This is a genomic window from Pseudogulbenkiania subflava DSM 22618, from assembly GCF_900177275.1.
GTDB lineage: Bacteria > Pseudomonadota > Gammaproteobacteria > Burkholderiales > Chromobacteriaceae > Pseudogulbenkiania > Pseudogulbenkiania subflava.
Map to the genome: position 1 here is coordinate 90851 of NZ_FXAG01000015.1, position 17124 is coordinate 107974.

The 17124-nt window shown below is 68.0% G+C and carries 21 protein-coding genes, 2 rRNA genes and 1 other RNA gene; 6 read left to right on the forward strand and 18 right to left on the reverse strand.

The genetic code is table 11. The features are described from left to right. Positions 1-211: 211 nt before the first annotated feature. From pip to B9N72_RS13825, 3 genes are all read right to left on the reverse strand, one after another. Positions 212-1153, reverse strand: coding sequence for a prolyl aminopeptidase (pip, locus tag B9N72_RS13815; RefSeq protein ID WP_085276895.1), 942 nt, complete (start codon positions 1151-1153; stop codon positions 212-214). An 83-nt stretch (positions 1154-1236) separates the two neighbouring features. Beyond that, on the reverse strand, positions 1237-2043 hold the full coding sequence (locus B9N72_RS13820; protein WP_085276896.1) for a sulfite exporter TauE/SafE family protein: 807 nt from the start codon (positions 2041-2043) through the stop codon (positions 1237-1239). Further along, the gene (locus B9N72_RS13825) at positions 2043-2501 is read right to left on the reverse strand and encodes an EVE domain-containing protein (protein WP_085276897.1); all 459 of its coding nucleotides are present in this window, start codon (positions 2499-2501) and stop codon (positions 2043-2045) included. The genes B9N72_RS13820 and B9N72_RS13825 overlap by 1 nt, the downstream gene beginning before the upstream one ends. Positions 2502-2780: 279 nt before the next feature. Here B9N72_RS13825 and B9N72_RS21255 point away from each other — a divergent pair, with 279 nt between their 5' ends. From B9N72_RS21255 to B9N72_RS13840, 3 genes are all read left to right on the forward strand, one after another. Then, a complete protein-coding gene (locus tag B9N72_RS21255) occupies positions 2781-2921 on the forward strand; it encodes a hypothetical protein (protein ID WP_200810988.1) in 141 nt (46 codons plus the stop codon). A gap of 91 nt (positions 2922-3012) precedes the next feature. Further along, positions 3013-3216, forward strand: a complete 204-nt coding sequence (locus B9N72_RS13835) for a hypothetical protein (RefSeq protein ID WP_234985991.1) — start codon at positions 3013-3015, stop codon at positions 3214-3216. A gap of 93 nt (positions 3217-3309) precedes the next feature. Then, positions 3310-3483: a vir-repressed protein gene (locus B9N72_RS13840; RefSeq protein ID WP_085276899.1), complete on the forward strand. Its 174-nt coding sequence runs from the start codon at positions 3310-3312 to the stop codon at positions 3481-3483. A gap of 49 nt (positions 3484-3532) precedes the next feature. Here B9N72_RS13840 and B9N72_RS13845 read toward each other — a convergent pair whose 3' ends face one another. The 5 genes from B9N72_RS13845 to cobU all read right to left on the reverse strand — a co-directional run bounded on the left by B9N72_RS13845 (position 3533) and on the right by cobU (position 5536). Further along, positions 3533-4135: a 5-formyltetrahydrofolate cyclo-ligase gene (locus B9N72_RS13845; protein WP_085276917.1), complete on the reverse strand. Its 603-nt coding sequence runs from the start codon at positions 4133-4135 to the stop codon at positions 3533-3535. Positions 4136-4169: 34 nt separating this feature from the next. Continuing rightward, a non-coding RNA gene (ssrS, locus tag B9N72_RS13850) (6S RNA) lies at positions 4170-4353 on the reverse strand. A 30-nt stretch (positions 4354-4383) separates the two neighbouring features. Further along, positions 4384-4695, reverse strand: a complete 312-nt coding sequence (locus B9N72_RS13855) for a cell division protein ZapA (protein ID WP_085276900.1) — start codon at positions 4693-4695, stop codon at positions 4384-4386. After that, positions 4692-4901: a hypothetical protein gene (locus B9N72_RS13860; RefSeq protein WP_008952033.1), complete on the reverse strand. Its 210-nt coding sequence runs from the start codon at positions 4899-4901 to the stop codon at positions 4692-4694. Before B9N72_RS13860 ends, B9N72_RS13855 begins: the two co-directional genes overlap by 4 nt. Before the next feature lie 32 nt (positions 4902-4933). After that, on the reverse strand, positions 4934-5536 hold the full coding sequence (gene cobU, locus B9N72_RS13865; RefSeq protein WP_085276901.1) for a bifunctional adenosylcobinamide kinase/adenosylcobinamide-phosphate guanylyltransferase: 603 nt from the start codon (positions 5534-5536) through the stop codon (positions 4934-4936). 180 nt (positions 5537-5716) lie between these two features. On the opposite strand from cobU, the gene cobT reads away from it, so the two are divergent. The 3 genes from cobT to cobS are packed head-to-tail and all read left to right on the forward strand — an operon-like array spanning position 5717 to position 8075. Further along, positions 5717-6763 (forward strand): nicotinate-nucleotide--dimethylbenzimidazole phosphoribosyltransferase, encoded by a 1047-nt coding sequence (gene cobT / locus B9N72_RS13870; RefSeq protein WP_085276902.1) that lies wholly within the window; start codon positions 5717-5719, stop codon positions 6761-6763. Continuing rightward, positions 6760-7362, forward strand: a complete 603-nt coding sequence (locus B9N72_RS13875) for a histidine phosphatase family protein (protein ID WP_085276903.1) — start codon at positions 6760-6762, stop codon at positions 7360-7362. Before cobT ends, B9N72_RS13875 begins: the two co-directional genes overlap by 4 nt. Beyond that, positions 7350-8075 carry an adenosylcobinamide-GDP ribazoletransferase gene (cobS, locus tag B9N72_RS13880; protein WP_085276904.1) on the forward strand — a complete coding sequence of 242 codons (726 nt, stop codon included), beginning with the start codon at positions 7350-7352 and terminating at the stop codon, positions 8073-8075. Before B9N72_RS13875 ends, cobS begins: the two co-directional genes overlap by 13 nt. Positions 8076-8135: 60 nt before the next feature. Here cobS and B9N72_RS13885 read toward each other — a convergent pair whose 3' ends face one another. From B9N72_RS13885 to B9N72_RS13930, 10 genes are all read right to left on the reverse strand, one after another. Beyond that, positions 8136-9275: a hypothetical protein gene (locus B9N72_RS13885; protein WP_085276905.1), complete on the reverse strand. Its 1140-nt coding sequence runs from the start codon at positions 9273-9275 to the stop codon at positions 8136-8138. 91 nt (positions 9276-9366) lie between these two features. Continuing rightward, positions 9367-10332 (reverse strand): agmatinase, encoded by a 966-nt coding sequence (speB, locus tag B9N72_RS13890; protein ID WP_085276906.1) that lies wholly within the window; start codon positions 10330-10332, stop codon positions 9367-9369. 238 nt (positions 10333-10570) lie between these two features. Next, entirely contained in the window at positions 10571-12535 is a 1965-nt protein-coding gene (locus B9N72_RS13895) for a PhoX family protein (protein ID WP_085276907.1), read from the reverse strand. 95 nt (positions 12536-12630) lie between these two features. Then, entirely contained in the window at positions 12631-13422 is a 792-nt protein-coding gene (locus B9N72_RS13900; protein ID WP_085276908.1) for a YoaK family protein, read from the reverse strand. 85 nt (positions 13423-13507) lie between these two features. Next, positions 13508-14353 carry an SPOR domain-containing protein gene (locus B9N72_RS13905; RefSeq protein ID WP_085276909.1) on the reverse strand — a complete coding sequence of 282 codons (846 nt, stop codon included), beginning with the start codon at positions 14351-14353 and terminating at the stop codon, positions 13508-13510. Then, on the reverse strand, positions 14350-15066 hold the full coding sequence (locus tag B9N72_RS13910; protein ID WP_085276910.1) for a type III pantothenate kinase: 717 nt from the start codon (positions 15064-15066) through the stop codon (positions 14350-14352). Before B9N72_RS13910 ends, B9N72_RS13905 begins: the two co-directional genes overlap by 4 nt. Next, the gene (locus B9N72_RS13915; RefSeq protein WP_085276911.1) at positions 15063-16031 is read right to left on the reverse strand and encodes a biotin--[acetyl-CoA-carboxylase] ligase; all 969 of its coding nucleotides are present in this window, start codon (positions 16029-16031) and stop codon (positions 15063-15065) included. Before B9N72_RS13915 ends, B9N72_RS13910 begins: the two co-directional genes overlap by 4 nt. Further along, positions 16028-16528 (reverse strand): D-glycero-beta-D-manno-heptose 1-phosphate adenylyltransferase, encoded by a 501-nt coding sequence (gene rfaE2, locus B9N72_RS13920; RefSeq protein WP_085276912.1) that lies wholly within the window; start codon positions 16526-16528, stop codon positions 16028-16030. The genes B9N72_RS13915 and rfaE2 overlap by 4 nt, the downstream gene beginning before the upstream one ends. A 284-nt stretch (positions 16529-16812) precedes the next feature. Further along, positions 16813-16926, reverse strand: a 5S ribosomal RNA gene (gene rrf / locus B9N72_RS13925). Positions 16927-17044: 118 nt separating this feature from the next. Beyond that, positions 17045-17124: ribosomal RNA gene (locus B9N72_RS13930) — 23S ribosomal RNA — on the reverse strand; the annotation flags it as partial.

A 17124-nucleotide genomic window follows, 5' to 3' on the forward strand; every position in this document is an offset into this window, starting at 1 on the left:
GAAAAAGGCTGAGAAATCAATCGGCCAATTATAGCCGCGCCAGGGGCCGGCGCAGAAGGGCTACGCAGGAAAAGCTCGCCCCGGCCGTCAACGTTGGCCGAAGCACCGGGTCGCCCACCTGGCTCCGCCGCCCACGGCGGCGCGACGTTACCGAGCGAAAACGGGCGCAAGGGACCGGCAGCCGCCCCGCGCCACGCCACGCCCCCGGCCATTACGCCAGCCGCGTCTGGAAGCGCACCAGCGCGCTCGTCACCGCCTGCAGGATGCCGGGCTCCCACAGCGAATGCCCCGCTCCCTCCACCATCGTCAGCTCGCCGCGCGGCCAGGCCTGCGCCAGCTCGTAGGCGGAGCTGGGCGGGCAGATCACGTCGTAGCGCCCCTGCACGATGATGCCGGGGATATGGCGGATACGCTCCACGTTCTTCAACAGCTGATTGTGCGGCAAGAACAGGCGATGGCTGAAGTAATGCGCCTCGAGCCTCGCCAGCGGCAAGGCGTTGAACTCGTTCGAGGCGCGCACCACCGCATCGGGGTTGGGCAGCAGGGTGGCGCAGCTGCTCTCGTACTGCGCCCATTGCCTTGCCGCCGCCAGGTGCACCATCGGCTCGGGATCGGTCAGGTGTTGGTAGTAGGCCTGCAGGAAGTCGCCGCGCACCGCCTCGGGCACCGGCGCGACGAAACGCTGCGCGGCCTCCGGAAAGAAGCGCCCCATGCCGGACAGGAACCAGTCGATCTCCTCGTCGCGGCCGAGGAACACGCCGCGCAGCACCAGGCCGCTGACGCGTTGCGGGTGCGCCTCGGCGTAGGCCAGCGCCAGCGTGCTGCCCCACGAGCCGCCGCACACCAGCCAGCGCTCGATACCGAGGTGTTCGCGCAGCTGTTCGATGTCGTCGAGCAGGTGCGCAGTGGTGTTGCTGCGAATCTCGCCGCGGGGAATGGAACGGCCGCAGCCGCGCTGGTCGAACAGCACGGCACGGTAGAACGACGGGTCGAACAGCTGGCGGCAGGCCGGGGAGCAGCCGTCGCCGGGGCCGCCGTGCAGGTACAGCACCGGCACACCGTCGGGCTTGCCGCATTGCTCCCAGTACATCAGGTGCAGGTCGTCCAGCGGCAACATGCCGCAGGCGTAAGGCTCGAGCGGGGGGAACAACATAATGTCTCTCTCTTGATTCTCGGATGGTGATCGTCCGCACTCTGCCGGTGCGGTACGCAAAACGGGGTGATACCAGTGGGGTACTAGTGCAGCAGGCTGTACAGCATCTGCGATGCCATCACCGCCATCAGCACGGAGAAGGCACGCTTCAGGCCCGCCACCGGCAAGGCGTGCGCCATGCGCGCGCCGAGCGGGGCGCACAGCACGGTCATCAGCATCAGCGCCAGCGTGGCCGGCAGGTAGACGAAGCCCAGCGCGCCCCAGGGCAGGCCGGGGACGTGCCAGCCGCTCACCAGGTAGCCGGCGGCACCCGACACGGCGATCGGCCAGCCCAGCGCCGCGCTGGTGGCGATAGCGGTGTGCACCGGCACGTTGCACCAGCTCATGAACGGCACGCTCATCGAACCGCCGCCGATGCCGACCCAGCTGGAAATCATGCCGATCACGCCGCCCGCGCCCCACTGACCGGCCAGACCCGGCATGTCGCGACTGGCCGCCGGCTTGGCGCCGAAGAACATCTGCAGGCCGATCAGATAGGCGTACACCACGAAGAACCAGCGCAGCACAGGACCCGGGATGAAGCCAGCGAGCAGGCTGCCGACGAAGGTCCCGGCGACGATGGCGGGCGCCATGGCGCACACGATGCGCCAATCCACCGCGCCCTTGCGATGGTGCGCCAGCACGCTGGAGAAGCTGGTGAACACCATCACCGCCAGTGAGGTACCCACCGCCAAGTGCTGCACGTGCTCGCCGCCGAGCCGCGCCGAGGTCAGCACCCCCACCACCACCGGCACGATCACCAGCCCGCCGCCCACGCCGAGCAGGCCGGCCAGAAAGCCAGCCAGCGCGCCGCAGGCGAGCAGGACCAGCAGCAAGGAAATCGACAGCATCAGATCAGTTGCTCCGTGATGTAGGCCCACTCGTCGGGGGTCACCGGGGTGATGGACAGGCGGTTGCCGCGCTTGAGCACGGTCATGCCGGCCAGCGGAGGATGGAGGCGCAGCTCGGCCGGGGCCAGCAGCCGGGTCTTGGCCAGGAAACGCACGTCCACGCACAGCCAGCGCGGCGCGGCGGTCGTGGACTTGGGGTCGAAGTAAGGGCTGGCGGGGTCGAACTGCGAGGAATCGGCATGGGCAGCCGTCACCACTTCGGCGAGGCCGGCAATACCGGGCTCGGGGCAACTGGAATGCCAGAACAGCACGCGGTCGCCTGGCTGCATGGCGTCGCGCATGAAATTGCGCGCCTGGTAGTTGCGCACGCCGGTCCACGCGAAAGCCTGCCCCGGCCGGGCGGCCAGATGGTCGATGGAGACCTCGTCGGGCTCCGATTTCATCAGCCAGTAACGCATGAAAAACCTATGTCTGTCGCCTGTCGCCGGGAACGGCGGCCAGCAAGGGCGGAGGCGGTCGCGGGGCACGAAATCGTCACGCCGCCCGCTCGACCGGGCCGGCAAAACACACCGTCAATGGCAACCGCCACTTAATAATTGTTAGCAATTTTCGGGTATCCGGCGGATGGAAGCTTCGATTATGCTCGAATTGCACCTTCTGCCGGCATAGTCATTGTGCGCAGCGCGCCGCCTTTACGCAACGAGCGCGCTCACCGGCAGCACCGAGGAGACTGCCTCATGAAAGCCCTGATTCTCGTTCTGGTGGCCGCCACCTTGTCGGGCTGCGTGATCCGGCCCTTGTACCCCTATCATGATCGTGGCTACGATGGTGATTATCATCATCGCGACTACGGTGGGCGGGGCGGCTGGCGCCGCTGACATGCGGGAACACGCCCGCTCACGAGGGCTCTCCGGCACTCTCACAACCATCGGGTGGCAGCACTCCAGGCGCCATCCCTAAGAATACGCTATGAAAAACCTGTTGCTTGTCCTGATTGCCGCCGGCAGCCTGTCGGCCTGCGTTGTCGAGCCTGCCCATGTCCGGGTCCGCTCGCCCATCGTGCTCGAACCGGGGGTGATCGTCGCTCCGACCTATCAAGGCGGCTATGGCGGCGAGGAATACCGCCATCACCGGCACGAACGCCACGATGACGACGACGACGACGACAATTAACCAAGCGGCCGGGCCGTACGCGTCACCCCGCATCAACCCGCTACCTCATAAACCCTGGGCGGTGTCGGCCACACCGCCGCCGGAGACCATAATATGAAAACCTTGCTGTTTGCCCTGATTGCCGCCGGCAGCCTGTCGGCCTGTGTCGTCGAGCCCGCCCACGTCCGCGTGCGCGCCCCCATCGTCCTCGAACCCACCGTGGTCGAACCGGTCTACGACGGCGGCGGCTTCTGTCCGCCGGGGCAGGCCAAGAAGGGGCGCTGCTGATTCCCCACCCGAAGACAGAAAAAAGGCCGCAAAAGCGGCCTTTTTTCGTTTATGCGCCGGCGGCCGCGTGCCGCGGAAAGCGGTGCAGTCCCGACTCGGTCACCAGGTAGTCCAGTTGCACGTCCCACGGCTCGCGTGGCACCCGCGCCACGCGCTGGCAATCGTACGCCACCCCCACCAACAGCGGGCGGTGCCGGTGCACCTGACGGTGCCGGAACGCCAGCGTGGTGTCGTAGAAACCGCCACCCTGCCCCAGCCGATAGCCTTCCTCGTCCACCCCAAGGAGCGGCACGAACAGCACGTCAAGCTTGTGGGCGCGCAGTACCGGGCCATGGTACTCGGCGATGCCGTAGCGCGGGTGGCGGCTCCAGCGGTTGGCCGTACCCAGCCGGGAAAACCACAGCCGGCGACCGCGATCCGGAATTTGCGGCAGGAACAGCACGGCGCCACGGAACAGCGCGGCGCTCATCAGCGGCTCGAGGTCGAGTTCGGAACCGGCCGCGAGATAGCCTCCGATGCGCCGGCCGCGTGCCAGGAAGCGTCGGGCATGGCGCGCCACCGCTTCGGCAGCGGCCTCACGGTAGGCACGCGGCAAGGCCATGCGGGCACGACGAATGGCGCGGCGCAGGGCATGCTTGTCGTCGGGGGTCATGGACACGGAAGTGGTCACGATGGAATGAAAAGGGGAGCCCCCCGCGAGTGCCGTTCGGGCAAAATTCGCTTGAACCCTGTTTCCAGGGGGTCGCCTGCCTCGTGCATCGGGCACATCCGTCAGTGGGACGCGCGCACCCGCACGGTAGATGCTGGCAACCAAAGCGAACGCATTGGTTCAAAGGAATTTTTGAGCCGTCACGAACACCGCAGGGGATGAACTGATCTGTGCTGCGTCAGCTTCGCCGTTTAACCCAGCGAGTGCTGACTTTGTTGAAGCGCCGCATCGGCTGCTTCACTCATGGTTCGTATTTTACGCTGAAACTCGGCCATCTCCAAGCCACCCCCCACTTTTGTTTTCAGCAGATCGTGGGCGATGTTGAGCGCGGCCATGATGGCGATCTTGTCGGCATCGACGATGCGCCCCTGTCCCTTGATGGTGTTGATCTTGTCGGAGATCAGCTGCACCGCCTGCAGCAGGGTGTCGCGCTCGGCCAGCGGCGTTCCTACGGTGAACTGCCGTCCCAGCAGTTCGATATCGACCTGAACTACGTCGCTCATGCCTCATTTTCCTCGGCTTTGGGCAGCCGCTCGATCAGCGCCGCCACCCGGGTCTTGGTTTCCTCGACGCGGAAGTGCAGTTCGGCGTTTTCCTTCAAGGCCTGCGCCAGCGCCTCGGCAAAACGACCGTTCTGTGCTTCCAGCTCGCGGATGCGGGCGATCAGCGCCGCTACCCGGGATTCCAGATATTCAAGTTCTTTGTCCATGGCGGCGAGGATAGCCAAGCCTCGGCAGGGCGTCAAACCCCGCCGGGCGCGGCTGTCTCGGGGGCGGTACAGCCGCTCGCGGCAGCCCGGAATGCGGGACTGGCGGCGCCCTCGGGCGGGGCCTTCAACACCAGCGGCAGACCACAGGCGACCAGCGTGACGCGCTCGCAAAGGGCCGCGATATCCTGGTTGAGCCGTCCCAGTTCGTCGACGAAACGGCGCGAAAGCCGCCCCAGCGGCACCACTCCCCAGCCGATTTCGTTACTGACCAGCACGATCTCGCCGGGCAGCGTGGCCAGGGCGTGCAGCAACGCGGCCTTCTCACGCGCGAACTCGGCCTCGTCGAGACCGTCGTCGAGGCAGAAGCGCATCAGCCACATGCCGAGGCAATCCACCAGCAACAGCGTATCCGACGCGGCGGCGGCTGTCAGCACGGCGGCCAGGCCGCGTTCGGCCTCGCACAGGGCCCAGTGGGCCGGACGGCGCTCCCGGTGTAGCGCGACGCGCGCCGCGAAGTCGGCGTCCGCCACCGCGGCGGTAGCGACGTAGGCGACCGGGCCCGGGTGGGCCAGTGCCAGCTGTTCGGCGAAGCGGCTCTTGCCGGAGCGCGCGCCGCCGCTGATGAGATGGGTCATGGCGGGATGATCTGCTGATGAAGAAGGGGGCGCGGCGAGACGCTTGGCCATCCGGTGTAGATACGGACGGCGGCCGCGGCGCTATTATACCCGCCGCTACCCACGCTTTCCCGACAAACTGCCCCCGTGGCCGGTACGCCTCTGTTGCCGTGGCCCCGGGCTTGGCTTAAGGTCTCGCCCATGACGACATTCCTCTCCCCCATTGCCGCGCCCGATGCGGCTTCCGCCGCCCTGGCCCGCGCCCGCCAGGACACCCTGACCAAACCTGCCGGCAGCCTCGGCCAACTGGAGGCACTGGCCTGCCGCTTTGCCGGCTGGCAAGGCAAGGTGCAGCCGGCGCCGCTGCAGCCGGCGATCACGCTGTTCGCCGCCGACCACGGCGTAACGGACGAAGGCGTGTCCGCCTTCCCGCAGGCGGTGACCGCCGAGATGGTGAAGAACTTCGCCGCCGGCGGCGCCGCCATCTGCGTGCTGGCGCGCCAGCACGGCGCCCGGCTCGAGGTCGTCGACGCCGGCGTGGCGGGCGACCTCACCGGCCTGCCCATCGTGCACGCCAAGGTGCGCCGCGCTTCGGCCAACCTGCGCCGCGAGGCCGCGCTCTCCCTGGCCGAGGCGGAAGCCGCGCTGGCAGTGGGACGGGACGCCGCACGCCGCGCCGTGGAAGCGGGCGCCAACCTGCTGGTCGCCGGCGACATGGGCATCGGCAACACCACGCCGTCGGCGGCGCTGATCTGCCGCCTGTCCGGCGCCGCGCCGGACATCGTGGTCGGCCGCGGCACCGGGGTCGACGACGCCGGCCTGGCGCTCAAACGTCGGGTGGTCGAGGATGCGCTGGCGCGGCTGGCCGGGCGCGAGCTGGCGGCACTGGAAGTGCTGGCCGAGCTGGGCGGTCTGGAAATCGCCGCCATCGCCGGCTTCTATCTGGAAGGCGCCGCGCTGGGCGTGCCGTCGCTGGTGGACGGCTTCATCACCAGTGCCGCCGCGCTGGTGGCCAAGGCGCTGCAGCCGGCGGTGGCCGACTGGCTGATCGCCAGCCACCGCTCGCAGGAAACCGGCCACGGCATCGCGCTGGAAACGCTCGGCCTGACGCCGCTGGTGGAACTCGGCCTGCGCCTGGGCGAGGGCTCCGGCGCCGCGCTGTGCCTGCCGCTGTTGCAGTCGGCCATCCTGCTGCACAACGAAATGGCCACCTTCGCCGAAGCCGGCGTGTCGGAAAAGGCCGAGTGAACCCGTACACGCTGACCTTGCTGCGCCACGGCGACATCGACCACGACGGCCGGCTGGTGGGCCGTCTCGACCTGGCGCTGAACGAGCGCGGCCGGCGCCAGCTCGCCGCCAGCTGGCAGCGCATCAACGCCCTGGCGCCGGTGACCAGCATCGCCAGCTCGCCGCTCAAACGCTGCCGCGAATTCGCCGTGCAGCAGGCGCTGGCAGGCGGCGTGCCGCTCAAGCTGGACGAGCGGCTGGCCGAGTGCGACTTCGGCGCCTGGGACGGCATGGCGCTCGCCGAGCTGGCGGCGCGCCACCCCGACTGGAGCCAAAGGTTGGCCGAAGGCTCGCTCGACGCCCCCGGCGGCGAGAACTTCGACACCTTCCGCACTCGCGTGCTGGCCGGTTTCGCCGGCTGGATGAGCGAGGCGCGCGGCAGCCACCGCGTGCTGGTGAGCCACGGCGGCGTGATCACCGTGCTCCTGGCCGAGCTACTCGGCACCGGCTTCAACGTGGCGCGGCTGTTGACGGTGCAGCGAGGCGGTTTCGCCCAGCTTTCCATTCTCGACGGGCATCCGGCCTACCTGTTGCGCCTGGAGCCGCCATGCGCGGACTGATCCTGGCCCTGCAGTTCCTCACCCGGCTACCCACCCCTGAGCTCAAGGAATACCGCCCGGAGTGGCTGGCCGACAGCGCGCGCTGGTTCACCGTGGTCGGCGCGCTGATCGGCGCCCTGCTGGCCGCGGCGCTGTGGCTGGGCACGCGCGTCGATCCGTGGCTCGGGGCGCTCGCCACGCTCGGCGTGTGGGTCTGGGTCAGCGGCGGCCTGCACCTGGACGGATTGGCGGACCTGGCCGACGGCCTGGGCGCGGCGCACCGTTCCCGCGAGCGCATGTTGGCGGTGATGAAGGAGCCGCACGTCGGCAGCTTCGGCGTGATCGCGCTGGTGCTTGCGCTGATTGCCAAGCTGGTGCTGCTGATGCTGCTCGCCAAATCCTCAGCCAACCTGTGGGGGCTGCTGCTGGCGCCGGCCTGGGCTCGCCTCGGTGCGGTATGGTGGTCGGCCACCCTGCCGCCGCTGGCCGCCGGCAGCGGCGCACGTTTCGCCGAAACCACCGACTGGCGCGCACTGGGCCTCTCCGCCGCCATCCTCACCGGACTGTCCGCGCTGCTCGCCCCGGCCCTGCTGCTGGCGCCGCTGGCGCTGTGGGGCTGGCGCCGCTTCCTCCTGCGACGCCTCGGCGGCATGACCGGCGACTGCCTCGGCGCCGGCGTGGAGTGCAGCGAGATCGTGCTGCTGGTGCTGCTGGTCGTCGCCCCCGCCTTGTGAATCCCCGCGCCGCCCGGCCCGACGCCGGGCGTTACCGCCCCCCTCCCGGCCTCGCCGCCCTCAGTGCAGCGGCAGCGCCGCCTCGCCACGGTGGCGGTCCACCACTTTCCACGGCAGCACCGGCCATTCCGGGTATTCGCAGGCGCGCGCCACGCGCGGGAAGGACGGCCCAAGGTACAGCCCCTGCGGCAGCAGGTACCAGGTGGGCAATGCCCACAGCCCGCTGTCGCGGTAGTCGCAGCCGTCGTCCTTGCCCGGCGACGCCATCTGCTGGGGGTAGAGCTGGTGCAGGGTGCGTGCCAGCCACGGGCCGAGCACCTTGTTCTGGTAGTCGTAGTTCTGCAGATGACCGTCGGCGTCACGCGCCAGCCGGGGCTTGCCCTGGCCCAGCCACAGCACCTCCTCCAGCTGCAGTTCGCGGCCGCTTTGCACCTCGAGGTTGAGCGGGTTGTCGCCGAAATCGGGGTGGGCGCCGCCACAGTCGAAACTGGTGAACACGCTGGCGCTGAGCACGTGCTCGTTCAGCAGGCGCGGTGTGACCGTCTGCTCGTAGTCGAAGCCGCGGCGGCGCGCCCCGCCGAGGGCGCAGTCGAAGTAGCCGTTCACCTCCTGCCAGTGCCGGCTTTCCAGCACGGGGTTGAGGCGCTGCTGCACCCCGGCAGGGTAGCCCTCCTCCACCCGGAAGAAGCGGATCTTGCTGACCGGTTCCTGCCACCAGCGCAGCCGGTAGCTGCCGACGCGCTGCTCCCGCCCCGGGCGCAGCGTCAGATCGGCCAGGCGCACGAACTCGTAGGGGTGCTGCTGGCGCAGCCGCGCCAGCACGTCCACCTCGCTGGCGGGCAAGGCGTCGGGCGGCAGCGGACTCAGGCTGATCGGCTTGCTGCCCTGCCAGCGCCCCTGCCAGCCGCCCTTGCCGTCCGGGCGCAGCACCAGGTCGGTACGGCTCTCGTCGTAGCCGAGGTTCTCGCCCAGCGTGACGCTGCCGTCGGCGCGGCGCTGGCCGTCCAGCGCGATGTCATGGTGATACTTGCGGTAAAAGTAGCGGCCGTCGGCCTTGCCGTCCTTGGCGAGGTTCAATTCCATCACCACCGCCGCGCTGCCGATCTGGCCCTGCAGCAGCAGCGGCGCCGCCAGCAGCGGCGACAGCACGCCGGCCGCGCCGAGGGAGGCGAGGCCGACACGGAGCATCATGGTCTTCATACGGGTATCCGGCATCCATCTGACAGCAGCATACAAAAAACAACGCCACTGCGGGGCAGTGGCGTCGTCGGGGTGGGGACGGGAGGAACGCTTACAGCGTACCGGCCACCTTGCGGTTGCGCAGCAGGCACAGCAGGTCACAGGCGATGTGCGCCGCGGCCAGCGCGGTGATCTCGCTCTGGTCGAACGGCGGCGACACCTCCACCACGTCCATGCCGACCAGGTTGACGTCGCCCAGGTTGCGCACGATCTTCAGCGCCTGCGCCGTAGTCAACCCACCCGGCACCGGGGTACCGGTGCCCGGAGCGAACGCCGGGTCGAGGCAGTCGATGTCGAAGGTCAGATAGGTCGGGTTATCGCCGACGACTTCCTTGATACGCGCGATGGCCGCCTCGGTGCCGTTGTCGTGCACCCACGGCGCATCCAGGCGCTGGATACCCATGAAGTCGTCGTTCCAGGTGCGCAGGCCGACCTGTACCGAGGTCTGCGGGTCGATCAGCCCGTCCTTCACCGCCTTGTAGAACATGGTGCCGTGGTTGAGCGAGTCCGGGCTGTCGTCCGGCCAGGTGTCGCAGTGCGCGTCGAAGTGGATGATCGACAGCGGCTTGCCGAACTTCTCGGCGTGCGCGATCAACAGCGGGTAGGTGACGTAGTGGTCGCCGCCGAAGGTCAGCATCCTGGCGCCCGAAGCCAGAATGGTACGCGCGTGCTCGATGATGCTGTCCTTGATGGTCAGCGGGTTGTGGGCGTCGAACCAGCAGTCGCCGTAGTCGATCACCGCCAGATCGTCGAACGGGTCGAAGCCCCACGGGAACGGCTTGAGCTCGGCCAGCTGCACGCTGGCAGCACGCACCGCGGCCGGGCCGAGACGCGCGCCGGGGCGGAAGGTCACCGCTAGGTCGAGCGGGATGCCGGACACGGCCACGTCGACACCGGAGAGGTCGCGCGTGTAGTTGCGGCGCATGAAGCTCAGGACGCCGCCGTAAGTGTTTTCAATCGAGGAACCGTACAACGAGGTACGACGAATGGCGCCATCGCCATGAATCGTGTGAGACATGAAACTCTCCGTCAGAGAGTACGCCGGGGCTGCACCGCAGCCGGCACCGACGCTTCCCGTCCATCTTGCAAGCCGACGGGTTGAGGCTGCCGCGCCGCCTTGGCACGGAGAGCGATAGTGTGCCGCGCCCGTGCGGCACTTTCAAGCCCGCCGGGGTTGGCCGAAGCCACCCCGGCATGAAAAAGACCGGCGTGAACACCGCCGGCACAAGGCTTGAGAGGCACTACGAACGGGAAGATCAGGAACCGATCACGCCGCCGTCCAGCTTGCGGATCACCACGGTGGCGGCACGCGGACGGCCGGCTTTCGGACCTTCCGGCCAGCTGGAGATCGCCAGCGGCTGGGCCGGATCGGAGCGCTCGCTGTCCGGTTCGCCCGGGTGCTGGATGTTGATGAACAGCGTCTTGTTGTCCGGGGTGAAGGCGATGCCGGTGATCTCGCAGCCGTTGGGGCCGGTCAGGAAGCGGCGGAACTCGCCGGTCTCCGGCACCACCGCCAGCACCTGGTTGTTGCCCATGCCCTTGTATTCCTTCATGTTCACCGTCGAGGTGGACACGTCGGTCTCGACCCACAACACGCCGTTGTAGTCGAACTTCAGGCCGTCCTGGCTACCGAAGGCATCACCCTTGATATTGCCCTTGTGCTCGGCCTTGTCGGCGTCCGGGCGACCGGCCAGCACGAAGATGTCCCACTTGAAACCGGTAGAAGCGGCATCGCCACCGTTCTCGTTCCAGCGGATGATGTGGCCAAACTTGTTGTCGACGCGCGGGTTGGCGGCGTCCGGACCGGGCTTGCCATCCTTGCCGCGGTCGCTGTTGTTGGTCAGGGTGCAGTACACCTCACCCGGCTTGTGGCTATGCACCGCGATCCATTCCGGACGGTCCATCTTGGTGGCGCCCATCACGTCGGCCGCCATGCGCGCCTTGATCACCACGTCGCCCTGGCTGGCGAAGCCCTTGTCGGCGGTCAGACCGTTCTGGCCGGCCACCAGCGGCAGCCACTGGCCGGAACCGTCGGCGTCGAAGCGCGCCACGTACAGCGTGCCCTCATCCAGCAGGTGCATATTCGCCTTGCGGTTCTTCGGATCGAACTTGTTCTTGGAAACGAATTTGTAGATGTATTCAAAACGCTGATCGTCGCCCATGTACACCACGGCGTGGCCGGACGGCGCAATCGTCACCGTCGCGCCTTCGTGCTTGAAGCGGCCCAGCGCGGTGCGCTTGACCGGCTTGGATTTCGGATCAAACGGATCGATCTCCACCACCCAGCCGAAGCGGTTCGGTTCGTTCGGGTTGAGCTGGGCGTCGAAACGGAAATCCTCCCACGCCCACTTGTAGCCGGCGTCCTTGTTGGAGATGCCATAGCGCTTCTCCAAGTCGGTCAGCTTGCCCGAATCGTTGACGAACACGCCGTCGAAGTTCTCTTCACAGGTGAGATAGGTGCCCCACGGCGTCGGGCCACTGGCGCAGTTCTGGAAGGTGCCGAGCACTTCCACCCCCTTCGGGTCCGCCTCGGTCTGCATCAGCGCATGACCGCGCGCCGGGCCCTGGATGGCGATCGGGGTATTGGCATGGATGCGGCGCGCGTACTTGGACGGGCGCACCACCTTCCAGCCGCCCTTGCCGGTGTCCTCGACCTCGATCACCGACACGCCGACCGCCGCCTGCGCCTTCTTCACCTTGTCGGCGTTCCAGGTCTTCATGCCATCGATGTGCAGCAAACCATCGTCGGTGTATTCGTGGTTGATCGCCATCAGGCCGTGCTTGGAGCCGATAGAGCCCAGCGGCAGCGGGAAGAAGGCCATGCCATCGTGGTGCATGCCGGCCTGCAGCGCCTGCTCTTCGGCGCTGTTGGACGCATCCGGCTTGAACGCCGGCATCGCCCCCTTGATGCCGACCGGGTCGCCCCAGGCGTACAGCACGTCGGCCACGTAGCCTTCCGGCACCACCACCTTGTCTTCGAAACTGAACGGCACCGGCTTGAAGCCCAGCACCGGAGCCTTGCGCGTGAACGGCACCTGCGCCGCCTCGGCCAGGGTGGCCAGGCTACCGCCCAGCAGACCGGCCAGGCCGGCGGCGCCCGTGCCCTTCAGCACGCCGCGGCGCGAGAAGCGCGCTTCCAGCACCTCGGACAAGGCGGGGTTGGCCGAATGATTGGAGGGTTCATCCACGCCGTGCTGCTTGATCTTGTAGCTCTCGCTCATTCAACGCTCCTGGAAAATCGGTCTTACCCCGCAGGGAATCGACCGCCAAGCCTAAGAGCGAGACATGACAATCAGATCACGCCGCCATGTCGATTTCATGAATGATTGCGCGCCGCCCAGCCCTGCTGCTGCCACAGGCGCAGACGCAGCCTCACGTCGTACCACACCGGACGCAAGCCGAGCAGGAACAACCCGCCCGCCAGCGGCAGCGAAAAACCGAAACCGAGATGCTTGAAGCCCAGCGCCCCGACCACCCCGCCGACGAAGAACGACACCAGGATCAGCAGATAGAGCCGCAACTTGGCATGATTGGCCTGCACTCGTTGCACCCGCGTCGGGCCGGCCCGGTCGAGGTAGAACAACTTGGCCAGCTCGATGCCGATGTCGGTGGCGATGCCGGTCATGTGCGTGGTGCGCAGCAGCCCGCGCGACAGCTTGGTGACGATGGTGTTGTGCATGCCCATGATGAAGCACAGCAGCAGCACCGTCGGCGGCGTCAACAAGCCCTTGTGCGTCGACAGCCCCGCCCCCAGCAGACCGAACAGCAGCAGCAGCAGGGCCTCCTCCATGATCGACACGCCGTAACCGCCGCGCAGGCGCCGACGCCGCGCCCAGATGATCAGCCAGGTGGAATGCATCGCCCCGGCCACGAAGCTCACCAGCATCAACAGCGCGGACAGGGCCAGGCGCAATTCGCCCAGCGCGAAATGGTCCGCCATGCTGGAGACGACGCCGGAAACGTGGGAGGTGTAGCGGTGTACCGCGAGGAAACCGCCGGCGTTGAGGGCGCCGGCACTGAACGCCATCGACCAGCCGAGCTGATGAATTACCCGGTCGTTGAAAGGCCCCCGGTCCAACAGCCGGGTGATGTTGACGCGTCGCGACATGGCAGCAGATGGCCAAAGAAAAAGCGGCAGGAGCGCCGCTTTTCAATAATGCGCCGCCAGCCTCACCCTGGCAAGCGGGCCGACGTCATGGACACGCCGCCAGCGGCACCCCCGGCAGCAGACGCTTCTGCAGTGCCTCGAGATGCGCAACCTGCTCCGCGTTCAGCGCCCCTAGCGTCAGCCGGGTGCGGGTTACCTGCTGACCACGCGGCTCGACCTGCACCTTGGCATACCCCGCCGCCTTGGCCTTGGCCGCCAGCGCCTGGGCCGAGGCCTCGCTGCCGAACAGGCCGAGCGACACGCTGCCCTTGCGCTCGTCGTTCTGCACGATGTAGCCGTCGAAACCCTTGCCCTTGAGTTCGGCCAGCAAGGTCTGCGCTTCGGCCGGCGTCGCCAGCGCCGGGTGGTAGACCCAGAACTTGCCGCTGCCGCGCAGCTCGCTGCTCTGCACCTCCTTGAGCTGGCCCGCACCGAGCTTGAACGATGCTAGGCGTGCCTTCACGCGAGCCAGCTGGCGCGCCTCGAACGGCCCCCACTGGTAGCACGCCAGCGCCTCGGGCTTGGGTGCCGCGACCTTCGGTGCGGGCACGACCGGGGCCGGCGGCACCGCGGCCAGCTTGGGCGCAGGCACGGGCTTGGCCTCCACCGGATTCGGGGCCGGCACGGCTGCCTTTCCTGGCGCAACCGCCGGCACGGCATCGAGCGAGGCCGGCAGCGCGGTCGGGGTAGCCGCAGCGGCCGGTGCGCTCGTCGCCGCCTTCGCCGTCATGGCGACCGGGGCCGACGCCGCGACCCAGCCGGCCGGTAGCAGCTTGAGCGACTCCGGGCTGACTTCCTGGGCGTGGATATCGACCGTCGGATGCGGCTTCAGCGCCCCGTACAATGCCGCCACCAGATTCAGCCCGACCACCAAGGCTAGAAACCACTTCATGATTCGCCCGCCATCTTCAACAATCCCATGAGGACCAGATTATCCACGATCCGCAGCGGCGCCGCGAGCCAGGGAGCCAGCCGCTCGGCATCCCCCCCAGTCAGCAACAGTTCGGCCGGACCGCGTCCGGTGCTCTCGACCAGGCGGCGGCGCATGCGCTCGATCGCACCGCACAAGGCGTCCGCCGCGCCCGACGCCAGCGCGTCCTGCGTCCCTTGCGGAAAAGCCACCACCTGCCCCGGCATCCGGTTCAGATTGGCGGTGCCGCGCGCCAGGCTCTCCAGCATCAAGGCATGGCCCGGCAGAATCAGCCCGCCCAGATAGTCGCCCTCGGCGGTCAGCGCCTCCACCGTCAACGCGGTGCCGGCGCAGGCCACCACCACGTCGCCGGCGCACAACTCGCGCGCCGCCAGCACCGCCAGCCAGCGGTCCGCCCCCTGCTCGGACGGATCCCGGTAACGGTTGCGTACCCCGCCGCCGTCACGCTGCGACCTCACCCACTGCACCGGCTGCGGCGCCGCCGCCTCCAGCGCCGCCGTCACCGCCGCGCTCGCCACCGAGGCCGCGTGCACACTGCGAATGGGATACCCCGCCCAGACCGCGGCCAGGGTAGCGATGTCGGCGTGCGTGACCGCCCCTTGCGCCAGCCAGTCGCGGCCGTCGTGCAGCGCCCACTTCACCCGGGTATTGCCGGCGTCGATCAACAGCTTCACGACAACGCCCTCAGGCTCACTTCGCCGACGTGGAAGCGCTGCATTCCCGCCGCCGTTTCCACCTCCAGCGCGCCGTCGTCGGCCACGCCGCGGGCGATACCCTCGATCGGCTCGCCGTGCGAGAACGACAGACGCACCGGGCTGTCGCGGTGTGCCGACAGCGCCAGCCACTCCTCGCGCACCGCGGCGAACCCCTGTTTGGCAAAGGCGTCGAGCACCTGCTGCAGCTCGTTGAGCAGCGCCGCCAGCAGGGCATTGCGGCCCACGCGCACGCCGGCCTGGTCCAGCGCCGCCACCGGCTGATCGACCTCGCCCGGCAACTGCAGGTTGAGGCCGATGCCGATCACCACCGCCGCCGGCCCCATCGCCTCGCCGGACAGCTCGATCAGGATGCCGGCCAGCTTGCGGCCGTCGAGCAGCACGTCGTTGGGCCACTTCAGCGTCACCGGCGCACCCAAGACACGCAGAGCCCTCGCCAAGGCCACGCCGACCGCCAGCGACAGGCCGGCCAGGCCGGCCAAGCCCTTGTCGAAGCGCCACAACAGCGAGAAGGTCAGCCCCGAGCCCAGCCGCATCTGCCAGCGCCGGCCGAGCCGGCCGCGGCCGGCGGTCTGCAGCTCGGCGGCCAGCACCAGCCCGTGCAGGTCGCTGCTGGTGGCATGCTGCATCAGCTGGGAATTGGTCGAATCGATGCGCTCGGCCACCGCCACGGTCAGGGCTTCGGCGGCCGCCGGCGCGAGCCCGGCGCGGATCGCCGTCACGTCGAGCCACTCGAAGCCTTCGGCCAACTTGTAGCCCTGGCCGCGCACGCTGTACACAGCGAGACCGAAGTCGTTCTCGATGGTGTGCACCGCCTGCCACACCAGGGTGCGCGACACGCCGAGCTGCTGCGCGATCGCCTCGCCGGAATGGAAGCGGCCGTCGGACAGCGCCCGCAGCACCGCGAAGGCGTGCTGCTCGCTCACGCCCGGCCTTCGCTTTCGCGGATCTTCTGCAGCGTCGCGGTGGTCGAGGTGTCGAACAGGAACGGGATCGAATGCACCTTACCGCCACGTGCCAGCGTTTCCGCCGCGCCGACGATGCGGTCCGGCGTCCAGTCGCCGCCCTTCACCAGCACGTCGGGCTTCACCAGCTCGATCAGCTCGGCCGGGGTGTCGGTGTCGAACCAGGTCACCAGCGCGACGCTCTCGAGCGCCGCCAGCACCGCGGCGCGGTTGTGCTGCGAATTGATCGGGCGGTCGTCGCCCTTGCCCAGCCGCTTGACCGAGGCATCGGTGTTGATCGCCACGACCAAGCCGGCGCCGAGCGCCGCCGCCTGGGCCAGATAGGTCACGTGGCCGCGGTGCAGGATGTCGAAACAGCCGTTGGTGAAGACCAGCGGCCGCGGCAACGCCGCCAGCCGCTCGGCCAACTGCTCCGGCGGACAGATCTTGTCTTCAAACTGAGGGGAGGGATAAGTCATGGGCTTCCTTCAAACTGGCCGGCAACGGCCGGGGCTTCCGCCCTCGGCCTCGCTGGCCCGGCAAGTTGGTCAGCATACCATCCGGGCCAGCCACCGCCCAAGCGTTACCGGGGTTTGGGTACAACGGAGACACGGTCTCGGGGAGAACAGATCGTTGCCCCCGGTTACACCGTCATGGTAAGAAGGAGGCAGTCAGGGCGGACTGTGGCCAAGACGGCCTGCAGCCGTTTGGAAACAGCAAAGCCAAAAGCCCAGCTCTGTTGAGCTGGGCTTTGGAGAGGGGAGTCTGGCGGTGTCCTACTTTCACACGGCAAGGCCGCACTATCATCGGCGCTAAGGCGTTTCACGGTCCTGTTCGGGATGGGAAGGGGTGGGACCACCTCGCTAAGGCCGCCAGACATAAACTGTCAACAAACTAGAAGAAGCCTGGAAGCCGGTTGGCTTCCATTTCGAATTGGGTAATCGATCGTACGTCGCACACTCTATTCACCGCGTGGCCCAAGCCACTCAAATGATAGGATCAAGCCTCACGAGCAATTAGTATCGGTTAGCTTCACGCCTCACAGCGCTTCCACACCCGACCTATCAACGTCCTG

Bases quoted from the DNA above. Each gene is read 5' to 3' on its own strand.
- cobU (WP_085276901.1), bottom strand. From the start codon at position 5,536: ATGACCCATCTCATCAGCGGCGGCGCGCGCTCCGGCAAGAGCCGCTTC.
- B9N72_RS13900 (WP_085276908.1), bottom strand. From the start codon at position 13,422: ATGTCGCGACGCGTCAACATCACCCGGCTGTTGGACCGGGGGCCTTTC.
- B9N72_RS13895 (WP_085276907.1), bottom strand. From the start codon at position 12,535: ATGAGCGAGAGCTACAAGATCAAGCAGCACGGCGTGGATGAACCCTCC.
- pip (WP_085276895.1), bottom strand. From the start codon at position 1,153: ATGTTGTTCCCCCCGCTCGAGCCTTACGCCTGCGGCATGTTGCCGCTG.
- B9N72_RS13820 (WP_085276896.1), bottom strand. From the start codon at position 2,043: ATGCTGTCGATTTCCTTGCTGCTGGTCCTGCTCGCCTGCGGCGCGCTG.
- B9N72_RS13885 (WP_085276905.1), bottom strand. From the start codon at position 9,275: ATGAAGACCATGATGCTCCGTGTCGGCCTCGCCTCCCTCGGCGCGGCC.
- rfaE2 (WP_085276912.1), bottom strand. From the start codon at position 16,528: ATGACTTATCCCTCCCCTCAGTTTGAAGACAAGATCTGTCCGCCGGAG.
- B9N72_RS13825 (WP_085276897.1), bottom strand. From the start codon at position 2,501: ATGCGTTACTGGCTGATGAAATCGGAGCCCGACGAGGTCTCCATCGAC.
- B9N72_RS21255 (WP_200810988.1), top strand. From the start codon at position 2,781: ATGAAAGCCCTGATTCTCGTTCTGGTGGCCGCCACCTTGTCGGGCTGC.
- B9N72_RS13860 (WP_008952033.1), bottom strand. From the start codon at position 4,901: ATGGACAAAGAACTTGAATATCTGGAATCCCGGGTAGCGGCGCTGATC.
- speB (WP_085276906.1), bottom strand. From the start codon at position 10,332: ATGTCTCACACGATTCATGGCGATGGCGCCATTCGTCGTACCTCGTTG.
- B9N72_RS13835 (WP_234985991.1), top strand. From the start codon at position 3,013: ATGAAAAACCTGTTGCTTGTCCTGATTGCCGCCGGCAGCCTGTCGGCC.
- cobS (WP_085276904.1), top strand. From the start codon at position 7,350: ATGCGCGGACTGATCCTGGCCCTGCAGTTCCTCACCCGGCTACCCACC.
- B9N72_RS13905 (WP_085276909.1), bottom strand. From the start codon at position 14,353: ATGAAGTGGTTTCTAGCCTTGGTGGTCGGGCTGAATCTGGTGGCGGCA.
- cobT (WP_085276902.1), top strand. From the start codon at position 5,717: ATGACGACATTCCTCTCCCCCATTGCCGCGCCCGATGCGGCTTCCGCC.
- B9N72_RS13845 (WP_085276917.1), bottom strand. From the start codon at position 4,135: ATGACCCCCGACGACAAGCATGCCCTGCGCCGCGCCATTCGTCGTGCC.
- B9N72_RS13840 (WP_085276899.1), top strand. From the start codon at position 3,310: ATGAAAACCTTGCTGTTTGCCCTGATTGCCGCCGGCAGCCTGTCGGCC.
- B9N72_RS13855 (WP_085276900.1), bottom strand. From the start codon at position 4,695: ATGAGCGACGTAGTTCAGGTCGATATCGAACTGCTGGGACGGCAGTTC.